Raw genomic sequence first — 11,874 nt, forward strand, 5'->3', positions numbered from 1 at the left:
AGTGGTTTGTTGGCGCATGTTCGACGGATTTGCTATATTTGCGCCCCTTCGGCACTGATTCAGGCATCCCTATGATATCCCGACGAGACTGGCGATTACAGCAACTGGGCATTACCCAGTGGGTATTGCGTCGCCCCGCCGCGCTGCTGGGTGAAATCGCCATTGTGCTGCCTCCTCATATTCGCCTGGTCATGGTGGCCGCCGAGCCGCCGCCGCTCACTCAGCCTCTGATAAAAGATGTGCTGCGCGCGCTGGCGCTTAATGCCGACCAGGTGATGCAGTTAACTCCCGATCGCGTGGCGATGCTGCATGACGCTCACTGCAACAGCTGGTGTCTGGGCGTGGACGCGCCGCCTGAGCTGCCCGGCGCCCGCCTGGTGACGCCGGGGCTGGAAACGTTACAGCGCAGCGGCCCGGCGCGCGCCGATCTCTGGCAACAAATTTGCGAGCATGAAGATGATTTCCTTACTGCAGAGCGCTGATCTGACGGCGGCGTTCGCGATTGAGCAGCGGGCCCATGCGTTTCCCTGGAGCGAAAAAACGTTCGCCAGCAACCAGGGCGAGCGCTATCTGAACCTGCGCCTTGATGTCGACGGTAAAATGGCCGCGTTCGCGATTACCCAGGTCGTGCTGGATGAAGCCACGCTGTTTAATATCGCGGTCGACCCGGCCTTTCAGCGCCGCGGTCTGGGCCGCGCACTTCTGGAACATCTTATCGAGGCGCTCGAAGCGCGCGGCGTGCTGACGCTCTGGCTCGAAGTGCGCGCCTCGAATCACGCGGCGCGCGCGCTCTATGAAAGCCTGGGCTTTAACGAGGCGACGATTCGCCGCAACTATTACCCGACGTCCGACGGGCGCGAAGACGCCATCATCATGGCGCTACCGTTGGGCTGATAATCAAGAAAGGTGACGTAATGAAGTGGGACTGGATTCTTTTTGACGCTGACGAAACGCTGTTTACTTTCGACGCCTTTGGCGGCCTGCAGCGCATGTTCCTGGACTACAGCGTGACGTTTACCGAGCAGGATTTTCACGAATATCAGGCCGTGAATAAACCGCTGTGGGTCGACTACCAGAACGGCGCCATCAACGCGTTACAGTTGCAGCACCAGCGTTTTCAGGGCTGGGCCGACCGCCTGAGCGTGCCGGCAGGCGATCTGAACAGCGCGTTTTTAAACGCGATGGCGGAGATCTGCGCGCCGCTGCCGGGGGCGGCGTCGCTGCTGGAATCGCTCAAAGGCAAAGTCAAACTGGGCATCATTACCAACGGCTTTACGGCGCTGCAGCAGATCCGTCTTGAGCGCACCGGTTTTCGCGACTATTTTGATTTACTGGTTATCTCCGAACAGGTCGGCGTGGCGAAACCCGCCCCGGAAATCTTCGACTATGCGCTGGAGAAAATGGGCAATCCCGATCGCTCGCGCGTGCTGATGGTGGGCGATACGGCGGAATCCGATATTCTGGGCGGCATCAACGCCGGGCTGGCGACCTGCTGGCTCAACCACCACGGCCGCACGCTGCCGGAAGATATCGCCCCGACCTGGCAGGTCACCTCGTTAAGCGAACTGGAGCAACTGCTGTGTAAACAATGATTGTCTGACCCTGGCAGATGGGTAAAATAGCCGCATTTTTCGCTCACTCGCCGCGTGGCGCCTGGCCGCGCGCTTACACAGAAGATTGATTATGACGTTGTCTCCTTATTTGCAAGAGGTGGCCAAGCGCCGCACTTTTGCCATTATCTCGCACCCGGACGCCGGTAAAACGACGATCACCGAAAAGGTGCTGCTGTTCGGACAGGCGATTCAGGTCGCCGGTACGGTGAAAGGCCGTGGCTCCAGCCAGCACGCCAAATCGGACTGGATGGAAATGGAAAAGCAGCGCGGGATTTCTATTACCACCTCCGTGATGCAGTTCCCTTACCATGACTGTCTCGTTAACCTGCTGGACACCCCGGGCCACGAAGACTTCTCGGAAGATACCTACCGCACGCTGACGGCGGTGGACTGCTGTCTGATGGTTATCGACGCCGCGAAAGGCGTCGAGGATCGCACCCGTAAGCTGATGGAAGTCACCCGTCTGCGCGATACGCCGATCCTGACGTTTATGAACAAACTCGACCGTGACATCCGCGACCCGATGGAACTGCTGGATGAAGTGGAAAACGAGCTGAAGATCGCCTGTGCGCCGATCACCTGGCCGATTGGCTGCGGCAAACTCTTTAAAGGGGTTTATCACCTTTATAAGGACGAAACCTACCTGTACCAGACCGGTCAGGGTCACACCATTCAGGAAGTCCGCATCGTTAAAGGGCTGGACAACCCGGAGCTGGACCAGGCCGTGGGCGACGAACTGGCCGCGCAGCTGCGCGACGAGCTGGAACTGGTGAAAGGCGCCTCGCATGAGTTCGACCGTGACTTGTTCCTGAGCGGTGAAATCACCCCGGTATTCTTCGGGACCGCGCTCGGCAACTTCGGCGTCGATCATATGTTGGATGGCCTGGTGGAGTGGGCGCCTGCGCCGATGCCGCGCCAGACCGATGGCCGCGTGGTGGAAGCAAGCGAAGAGAAGTTCTCCGGTTTCGTGTTTAAAATTCAGGCCAACATGGACCCGAAACACCGCGACCGCGTGGCATTCATGCGCGTGGTGTCCGGCCGCTATGAGAAAGGCATGAAGCTGCGCCAGGTGCGTACCGGTAAAGATGTGGTTATCTCCGACGCGCTGACCTTTATGGCGGGCGACCGTTCGCACGTCGAAGAGGCGTATCCGGGCGATATCATCGGCCTGCACAACCACGGCACCATTCAGATCGGCGACACCTTCACGCAGGGTGAAAGCATGAAGTTCACCGGCATCCCGAACTTCGCCCCGGAACTGTTCCGCCGCATCCGCCTGAAAGATCCGCTCAAGCAGAAACAGCTGCTGAAAGGGCTGGTTCAGCTCTCAGAAGAGGGCGCGGTGCAGGTGTTCCGTCCGCTCTCCAACAACGATCTGATCGTTGGCGCGGTCGGCGTGCTGCAGTTTGACGTGGTCATGTCGCGCCTTAAGAGCGAATACAGCGTTGAGGCGATTTACGAATCGGTCAACGTGTCGACAGCCCGCTGGGTGGAGTGCAGCGACGCGAAAAAATTCGAAGAGTTTAAACGTAAGAACGAGATCCAGCTGGCGCTGGACGGCGGCGATAACCTGACTTACATCGCGCCGACCATGGTCAATCTCAACCTGACGCAGGAACGTTACCCGGATGTGACCTTCCGTAAAACGCGCGAGCACTAATGCCCTTCAGGACGCGGCCAGCCCGCGTCCTGCCTCGTTTTCCCGCCTTTTCTCCGCCATGCGGAATGTTCTTAAATTCCTGCTTTCTCAGCTGTTTTGGCGATTTTTCCCGCCGTTGCCCAGGCGTTTTTGCGAAGCTGATCTATATTTAACAATGTGATGACAACGTCGTCGGGATGAAATGCCGCTAAGCGCTTCTCATCCGGTGATTCATCATCATAAACGTTATTATTGCCATATTAATAACTGAGTTTTCGCAACGCGACGGCTGTCTGACTGACCCTCTGACGATGCCTTGCCGGCGCGGCGCGAATAACTCATCAGCGGTGCTTATGCCTGCTGTTAGGAAAGCCGCTGACGTGGCGGCTTGCGGCTCAAATTCTGAGCAAACTACAGGAACGAATCGATGAACAAGACTAAGATTTCAAAAACTCTGCTGGCTGTTGTATTGGGTTCTGTCATGGCGTCCTCTTCTGCATTCGCAGAGAACTCCGCCGTTGAAAGCACCAAATCTACCGCGGATAGCGCAGGGCAAAAAATCGATAGCTCTATGAATAAAGTCGGTAACTTCATGGACGATAGCGCCATCACCGCTAAAGTTAAAGCGGCGCTGGTAGATGACGAACAGATTAAGAGCACCGACATCTCTGTAAAAACCGAGAAAAGTGTTGTGACGCTGAGCGGCTTTGTAGAAAGCCAGGCCCAGGCCGAGGAAGCGGTGAAAATCGCCAAAGGCGTTGAGGGCGTCGCTTCTGTAAGCGACAAGCTGCACGTACGCGACGGTAAAGACAAGTCGGTGAAAGGTTATGCGGGCGACGCGGCCACCACCAGCGAAATCAAAGCGAAACTGCTGGCGGATGACATCGTTCCTTCGCGTAATGTGAAAGTCGAAACCACCGACGGTGTGGTGCAGCTTTCCGGTAACGTCGAGTCTGAAAAACAGTCTCAGCGCGCCGAAAGCATCGCAAAAGCAGTTGATGGCGTGAAGAGCGTCAAAAATGATCTAAAAGTGAAGTCGTAACAGGCAAGCCCCTCTCCCGGTTTGCGCCGGGAGGGAAGGTAAGCACTATCAGCTGGATGACACCGCCAGTGGACGCTGCGTTCATTAAGAAGCGGTATAAAGATTAACTATGGTAAAGGAGAGTCTTATGTTTCGTTGGGGCATTATCTTTCTGGTTATCGCGTTGATTGCGGCCGCTCTGGGCTTTGGTGGCCTGGCAGGCACCGCAGCAGGCGCAGCGAAAATCGTATTTGTTGTGGGTATTATTCTGTTCCTGGTTAGCCTTTTTATGGGTCGTCGACGCCCATAGTGTGATAAAAAGATAACTGACAGACGGCAAAGCCAGTCCTTGTGACTGGCTTTGCTGGTTTATGGCATCGTAAAACGTTCGCGCGTTGCGCGACGGATAACAACAGGAAAGCAGGGTGGGACAACGTATTCCCGTAACGCCGGGCAGCATAGCGCCGCTGGCGGTGAAACCGTTTCGTCCCGGCAAGCTGGCTATCGTCTGTGAAGGTGGCGGTCAGCGCGGGATCTTTACTGCCGGCGTGCTGGACGAATTCATGCGCGCGCAATTCAACCCGTTCGATTTCTTTCTCGGCACGTCTGCCGGGGCGCAAAACCTCTCGGCGTACGTCTGTAACCAGCCCGGTTACGCCCGGCGCGTCATTACCCGCTTTACCACCTCTCGCGATTTCTTCGACCCGGTGCGCTTTGTGCGCGGCGGCAATCTTATCGATCTCGACTGGCTGACCGAAGTTACGTCGGCCCGTATGCCGCTCAACATGGGCAATGCGATGCGGCTGTTTGACGACGGCAAAGCGTTTTACATGTGCGCGTGCCGTCGCGATGACTACTCGCCCGGCTATTTCGCGCCGCAGGAAAAAGACTGGCTCGATATTATTCGCGCCTCCAGCGCCATTCCAGGTTTTTACCGGCCTGGAGTGGATATTGACGGCGTGAACTACTTCGACGGCGGCGTCAGCGATGCGATTCCGGTACGCGAGGCGGCGCGCCTCGGCGCCACGACGCTGGTGGTTATCCGCACCGTGCCGTCGCAAATGTACTACACGCCGCAATGGTTCAAACGCATGGAGCGCTGGTTGACCGACAGCAGCCTGCAACCTCTGCTCAATCTGGTGCAGCACCATGAAAAAACCTATCGCGAGATTCAGGAATTTATCGAGAATCCGCCCGGCAGGCTGCGCGTTTTTGAAATCTCTCCGCCCCGCGCGCTTACCAGTATGGCGCTCGGCAGCCGTCTTCCGGCGCTGATGGAAGATTACAAACTGGGCCGGCTGTGCGGCCGCTATTTCCTCGCCACCGTGGGCAAACTGCTGGTGAGCAAACCGCCGCTGCGCCGTTATGGCACGCGACCTGTGCTGCCTGTGGCGGAACCGGCCGCGGTGGCCGCGGCGGCTGACGTTCTGATGCCTACCGTACCGGAGACGACTATTGTGGTGCCGCCCGCAACGGTTGCCAACGACGCGCTGGACGCGCCGCTGGTGAAAGCCGATCAGGCGAACGACGCGACATTCAGCGATGAGGATCTGGCATGACGCGACGCTTTATCGACACCCACTGCCATTTCGACTTCCCGCCCTTTACCGGCGCTGAGACCGAAAGCCTGGCGCAGGCGGCGTCGGCGGGCGTTGAGCATATTATCGTGCCCGCGGTTGAGGCCGCCCGGTTTGCGACGGTGCTGGAGCTTGCGGCGCGTTACCCGTCGCTGTGGGCGGCGATTGGTTTGCATCCCATCGTCATCGGCAATCATAACGACGCGAGTCTGGCGCTGCTGGAGCATTACCTGCAACAGCAGGCGGATAAACTGGTGGCGATAGGCGAGATCGGGCTCGATCTCTATATGGAAAATCCGCTGTTTGAGCGCCAGGAGGCGATTCTGGACGCGCAGTTGCGGCTTGCGAAACGCTATGACCTGCCCGTTATCCTGCATTCGCGCCGCACCCACGATAAGCTCGCGATGCGCCTTAAGCGCCACGCGCTGCCCTGTACCGGCGTGGTGCACGGCTTCGCGGGCAGTCTGCAACAGGCGCAGCGTTTTGTGGATCTCGGCTACCGGATCGGCGTCGGCGGCACCATTACCTACCCGCGCGCGCAAAAGACGCGCGACGTCATCGCAAAACTGCCGCTTTCTGCGCTGCTTCTGGAAACCGACGCGCCGGATATGCCGCTGAACGGCTGGCAGGGGCAGCCGAACCGCCCGGAGCGGGTTACCGGCGTGTTTGACGTCCTCTGCGAGCTGCGCCCCGAGTCGCCTGATGTTATCGCCCACACCGTTCTTGAAAACACCCGCGCGATCTTCCCACGCCTCAAAATGTGACCCACTGTCCACGCTTGCTTAAAAAAGCGTAAAGCGTCTGGATTTCATCAGCTTCCCTGTCGTTAAATCGCCGCGCCTGCGCGCGCGGGGCAACATAATTCACTCCTTACACAGGGATACTGTATGCAAATATTGATGGGGCTGGTGGGGATGCTGGCGCTGCTGCTGATAGCGGTTGCGCTCTCCAGTAACAGAAAGGCGATTAATCTGCGCACCGTGGTGGGCGCCTGGCTGATTCAGGTGGCTATCGGCGCGCTGGTGCTTTACGTGCCTGCGGGGCGCAAAGTGCTGCTGGCGATGTCTGAAGGTGTCGCGAACGTTATCGCTTACGGCAATGACGGCATCTCGTTCCTCTTTGGCGGGCTGGTGTCGGACAAAATGTTCGAGGTGTTCGGCGGCGGCGGGTTTATCTTCGCGCTGCGCGTCCTGCCGGTTATCGTCTTCTTCTCCTCGCTTATCGCGGTGCTCTATTATCTCGGCATTATGCAACTGGTGATCCGCCTGCTGGGCGGCGCGCTGCGCAAAGTGCTGAAAACCTCCCGCACGGAATCGCTCTCGGCGACCGCCAATATTTTTGTCGGCCAGACCGAAGCGCCGCTGGTGGTGCGCCCGTACATCGCCACGATGACCCGCTCTGAACTCTTCGCGGTCATGTGCGGCGGCCTGGCATCGGTGGCAGGCTCAGTACTGGCGGGCTATGCCCAGATGGGCGTGCCGCTGGAATACCTGATTGCGGCGTCCTTTATGGCGGCCCCTGGCGGCCTGCTGTTTGCTAAAATCATTATCCCGGAAACAGAAACCCCGCACGACGCGCCGCATCTGGACGCGGCGCAGCACGATCCCGACCGCCCGTCGAACGTGCTGGACGCCGCCGCTTCCGGCGCTTCCGCCGGGATGCAGCTGGCGCTTAATGTCGGCGCGATGCTGCTGGCGTTTGTGGCGCTTATCGCTTTGCTGAACGGGATGCTCTCGGGCATCGGCGGCTGGTTTAATCACCCGGAGCTGTCGCTCCAGTTGATTCTCGGCTGGGTATTCTCGCCGGTGGCCTGGCTGATTGGCGTGCCGTGGAATGAAGCGATGGTCGCGGGCTCGTTTATCGGCCAGAAGCTCATCATCAACGAATTCGTGGCGTATATGAACTTCGGCGAATACCTGAAAGAGGACGCCGCGGTGGCGGCGGCGGGCTTACAGGTGCTCTCCGATCACACCAAAGCGATTATCTCTTTCGCGCTGTGCGGATTTGCTAACCTTTCTTCTATCGCCATCCTGATTGGCGGGCTGGGCAGTATGGCTCCCAACCGCCGCCACGACGTCGCGCAGCTTGGGCTGAAGGCCGTAGCGGCCGGTACGCTCTCTAACCTGATGAGCGCGACGATTGCCGGACTGTTTCTTGCACTGTAGAAGGATGTGAGAATGTTATTATTTTCACATTTCCCGTAATATTCAGGCTGGCGTCGTGCCAGCCTTTTTTATTTCCGGCGCACGATTCCGACTGTCATAATGTTGTGTTAATCACATATAATGGCGCAAAGTATGCAAACCTTACTTTGCAATTTGTGAAACAAGACACAAAATCACCCTGCCTGTCGGTGTTAGAATTTTAACATTGATGGCAATGATGTGCGGTGAGAAGGATCTCAGCGTGACGGCGGACGACGCAGCTCTTCTTCATGGAACCACGACCGCTCCAACGTGTTGAGTTTCTCATCCGAGATACATTTTTTTGTTGGAGAAAGTTATGACCGATTTAACCCAAAGCAGCCTGCGCGCGCTGCAACTGATGGACCTCACCACCCTGAATGACGACGACACCAATGAAAAAGTGATCGCCTTATGTCATCAGGCCAAAACCCCGGTGGGCAACACCGCCGCGGTCTGCATCTACCCGCGCTTTATCCCGATCGCCCGTAAAACGCTGAACGCGCAGGGTACGCCGGATATCCGTATCGCCACTGTCACTAACTTCCCGCACGGCAACGACGATATCGACATCGCGCTGGCGGAAACCCGCGCGGCGATTGCCTATGGCGCAGACGAAGTGGACGTGGTTTTCCCGTACCGCGCGCTGATGGCGGGCAACGAGCAGGTCGGCTTTGACCTGGTGAAAGCCTGTAAAGACGCCTGCGCGGCGGCCAACGTATTGCTGAAAGTGATTATCGAAACCGGCGAGCTGAAAGAAGAAGCCCTGATCCGCAAGGCGTCTGAAATCTCTATCAAAGCGGGTGCCGATTTCATCAAAACCTCAACCGGGAAAGTGCCGGTGAACGCGACGCCGGAAAGCGCCCGCATCATGCTGGAAGTGATCCGCGATATGGGCGTGGCGGAAACCGTGGGCTTTAAACCGGCAGGCGGCGTGCGCACGGCGGAAGACGCGGCCAAATATCTGGCGGTGGCGGATGAACTACTGGGCGCTGACTGGGCCGATGCCCGTCACTACCGCTTTGGCGCCTCCAGCCTGCTGGCGAGCCTGCTCCAGGCGCTCGGCCACGGCGACGGCAAAAGCGCCAGCAGCTACTAAGCCACGTTGTGCCTGATGGCGCTTTGCCATCAGGCCAACCGATTCACCAGGCGGGGCTTCGCGCCATCCGCCATCGTTCTTCCTTATTCACGGGGGGTACCGTGTTCCTCGCTCAAGAAATTATTCGTAAAAAGCGTGACGGCCATGCGCTCAGCGACGAAGAGATCCGCTTTTTTATTAACGGCATTCGCGATAACACCGTGTCCGAAGGCCAGATCGCCGCGCTGGCGATGACGATTTTCTTTCACGACATGACCATGCCGGAGCGAGTCTCGCTGACGATGGCGATGCGCGATTCCGGCACCGTGCTGGACTGGAAAAGCCTGAACCTCAACGGCCCGGTCGTGGATAAACACTCCACCGGCGGCGTGGGCGACGTGACCTCGCTGATGCTTGGCCCGATGGTCGCGGCCTGCGGCGGCTATATCCCGATGATTTCCGGGCGCGGGCTGGGCCACACCGGCGGTACGCTCGATAAACTGGAAGCGATCCCGGGGTTTGATATTTTCCCGGACGACAATCGCTTTCGCGACATTATTAAAAACGTGGGCGTGGCGATTATCGGCCAGACCAACTCGCTGGCGCCGGCGGATAAACGGTTTTACGCCACGCGCGACATCACCGCGACCGTCGATTCTATTCCGCTGATCACCGCCTCGATCCTCGCGAAAAAACTCGCCGAAGGGCTGGACGCGCTGGTGATGGACGTGAAAGTGGGCAGCGGGGCGTTTATGCCGACTTATGCGCTCTCTGAGGAGCTGGCGCAGGCGATCGTCGGCGTGGCGAACGGCGCGGGCGTGCGCACGACCGCGCTGCTGACCGACATGAACGAAGTGCTGGCCTCCAGCGCCGGTAACGCGGTGGAAGTGCGCGAAGCGGTGCGCTTCCTGACCGGCGATTACCGCAACCCGCGTCTTCTGGAAGTCACGATGGCGCTGTGCGTCGAGATGCTGCTCTCCGGCGGGCTTGCGAAAGACGAGACTGAAGCGCGCGCGAAACTGCAACAGGTGCTGGACAACGGCCAGGCGGCGGAAATTTTCGGGCGCATGGTGGCCGCGCAAAACGGCCCGGCGGATTTTGTCGACAACTATGATCGCTACCTGCCTGCGGCCACGCTCAGCAAAGCGGTCTACGCTGACCGTTCCGGCTTTGTTACGCAAATGGATACCCGCGCGCTCGGCATGGCGGTCGTGGCCATGGGCGGCGGTCGTCGTCAGGCGTCAGACAGCATTGATTACAGCGTCGGCCTGACCGATATGGCGCGTCTCGGCGAGCAGGTTGACGGCGAGCGTCCGCTGGCCGTTATCCATGCGAAGAGCGAGGCGAGCTGGCAGGAAGCGGCGGCGGCCGTTAAAGCGGCCATTAAGGTTGACGATGCGGCGGCGAAAGCGTCACCGGTTGTCTATCGCAGAATCAGCGAATAAGTGGCATACTGATCTGATCACTTTTTTACAGCGCAATAGGTACGGAGAAAATATGAAACGTGCATTTATTATGGTGCTGGACTCCTTTGGTATTGGCGCGACAGAAGACGCGGAACGCTTCGGCGACGCGGGTTCTGACACCCTTGGCCACATCGCCGAGGCCTGCGCCAAAGGTGAAGCAGACATCGGCCGTAAAGGCCCGCTGCATCTGCCGAATCTGACGAAGCTGGGCCTTGCGAAGGCGCATGAAGGCGCCACTGGCTTTATTCCTGCCGGCATGGACGGTAATGCGGAAATCACTGGCGCGTACGCCTGGGCGCATGAGCTTTCCTCCGGTAAAGACACGCCGTCAGGCCACTGGGAAATCGCCGGTGTGCCTGTGCTGTTCGACTGGGGTTATTTCACCGACGAGAAAAACAGCTTCCCGCAGGCGCTGCTCGACAAACTGGTGGAACGCGCCAACCTGCCGGGCTATCTCGGTAACTGCCACTCCTCCGGGACGGTGATTCTGGACGAGCTGGGCGAAGAGCATATGAAAACCGGCAAGCCGATTTTCTACACCTCCGCCGACTCCGTCTTCCAGATTGCCTGCCATGAAGAGACGTTCGGCCTGGACCGCCTCTATGAGCTGTGCGAAATCGCGCGTGAAGAGCTGACCGAAGGCGGCTACAACATTGGCCGCGTTATCGCGCGTCCGTTTGTCGGCGACAAAGCGGGCAACTTCCAGCGTACCGGCAACCGTCACGACCTGGCCGTCGAGCCGCCGTCGCCGGTCGTGCTGAAAAAGCTGGTGGACGAGAAGGGCGGTCACGTAGTGTCTGTCGGTAAAATCGCGGATATCTACGCCAACATGGGTATCACTAAAAAAGTGAAAGCCACCGGCCTTGACGCGCTGTTTGACGCCACCATCAAAGAGATGAAAGAAGCCGGCGACAACACCATCGTCTTCACCAACTTTGTGGACTTTGACTCCTCCTGGGGCCATCGACGCGATGTTGCGGGCTACGCGGGCGGCCTTGAGCTGTTTGACCGCCGCCTGCCGGAGCTGCTGGAGCTGGTTGGCGAAGATGACATCATCATCTTTACCGCCGACCACGGATGTGACCCGACATGGAAAGGCACCGATCACACCCGCGAGCACATTCCTGTGCTGGTGTACGGCCCGAAAGTGAAACCGGGCTCGCTCGGCCACCGCGATACCTTCGCTGATATTGGTCAGACCGTCGCCAAATACTTTGGCCTGTCTGACATGGACTACGGCAAAGCTCTATTTTAACTGACCCTGGTCAGTTTGCAGGCCGGGTGTGCCGCCGCCGCC

The 11,874-nt window shown here is 58.6% G+C and carries 12 protein-coding genes; all 12 read left to right on the forward strand.

The window, feature by feature from the left end; genetic code table 11:
• Positions 1–71 precede the first annotated feature (71 nt).
• Positions 72–482, forward strand: a complete 411-nt coding sequence (locus AFK65_RS03025; protein ID WP_038858112.1) for a DNA polymerase III subunit psi — start codon at positions 72–74, stop codon at positions 480–482.
• Positions 451–894: a ribosomal protein S18-alanine N-acetyltransferase gene (gene rimI / locus AFK65_RS03030; RefSeq protein WP_038858109.1), complete on the forward strand. Its 444-nt coding sequence runs from the start codon at positions 451–453 to the stop codon at positions 892–894. Before AFK65_RS03025 ends, rimI begins: the two co-directional genes overlap by 32 nt.
• 20 nt (positions 895–914) lie before the next feature.
• Positions 915–1,592, forward strand: coding sequence for a pyrimidine 5'-nucleotidase (gene yjjG / locus AFK65_RS03035; protein ID WP_007705570.1), 678 nt, complete (start codon positions 915–917; stop codon positions 1,590–1,592).
• Between the two features lie 91 nt (positions 1,593–1,683).
• Positions 1,684–3,273, forward strand: a complete 1,590-nt coding sequence (gene prfC / locus AFK65_RS03040; RefSeq protein WP_038858108.1) for a peptide chain release factor 3 — start codon at positions 1,684–1,686, stop codon at positions 3,271–3,273.
• A 406-nt stretch (positions 3,274–3,679) separates the two neighbouring features.
• Positions 3,680–4,294 (forward strand): molecular chaperone OsmY, encoded by a 615-nt coding sequence (osmY, locus tag AFK65_RS03045; protein WP_007705574.1) that lies wholly within the window; start codon positions 3,680–3,682, stop codon positions 4,292–4,294.
• 127 nt (positions 4,295–4,421) lie between these two features.
• Positions 4,422–4,583 carry a DUF1328 domain-containing protein gene (locus tag AFK65_RS20650; protein ID WP_002437547.1) on the forward strand — a complete coding sequence of 54 codons (162 nt, stop codon included), beginning with the start codon at positions 4,422–4,424 and terminating at the stop codon, positions 4,581–4,583.
• A 115-nt stretch (positions 4,584–4,698) separates the two neighbouring features.
• Positions 4,699–5,832, forward strand: a complete 1,134-nt coding sequence (locus AFK65_RS03050; RefSeq protein ID WP_038858106.1) for a patatin-like phospholipase family protein — start codon at positions 4,699–4,701, stop codon at positions 5,830–5,832.
• Positions 5,829–6,614: a metal-dependent hydrolase gene (locus tag AFK65_RS03055; RefSeq protein ID WP_007705587.1), complete on the forward strand. Its 786-nt coding sequence runs from the start codon at positions 5,829–5,831 to the stop codon at positions 6,612–6,614. Before AFK65_RS03050 ends, AFK65_RS03055 begins: the two co-directional genes overlap by 4 nt.
• 123 nt (positions 6,615–6,737) lie before the next feature.
• The gene (locus AFK65_RS03060; RefSeq protein WP_007705599.1) at positions 6,738–8,015 is read left to right on the forward strand and encodes a NupC/NupG family nucleoside CNT transporter; all 1,278 of its coding nucleotides are present in this window, start codon (positions 6,738–6,740) and stop codon (positions 8,013–8,015) included.
• A gap of 337 nt (positions 8,016–8,352) precedes the next feature.
• Positions 8,353–9,132: a deoxyribose-phosphate aldolase gene (deoC, locus tag AFK65_RS03065; protein ID WP_007705602.1), complete on the forward strand. Its 780-nt coding sequence runs from the start codon at positions 8,353–8,355 to the stop codon at positions 9,130–9,132.
• A 101-nt stretch (positions 9,133–9,233) separates the two neighbouring features.
• Positions 9,234–10,556: a thymidine phosphorylase gene (deoA, locus tag AFK65_RS03070; RefSeq protein WP_038858104.1), complete on the forward strand. Its 1,323-nt coding sequence runs from the start codon at positions 9,234–9,236 to the stop codon at positions 10,554–10,556.
• A 52-nt stretch (positions 10,557–10,608) separates the two neighbouring features.
• Positions 10,609–11,832 carry a phosphopentomutase gene (deoB, locus tag AFK65_RS03075; RefSeq protein ID WP_007705613.1) on the forward strand — a complete coding sequence of 408 codons (1,224 nt, stop codon included), beginning with the start codon at positions 10,609–10,611 and terminating at the stop codon, positions 11,830–11,832.
• Positions 11,833–11,874: the final 42 nt, after the last annotated feature.

The sequence above is a fragment of the Cronobacter universalis NCTC 9529 genome (assembly GCF_001277175.1).
Taxonomy (GTDB): domain Bacteria; phylum Pseudomonadota; class Gammaproteobacteria; order Enterobacterales; family Enterobacteriaceae; genus Cronobacter; species Cronobacter universalis.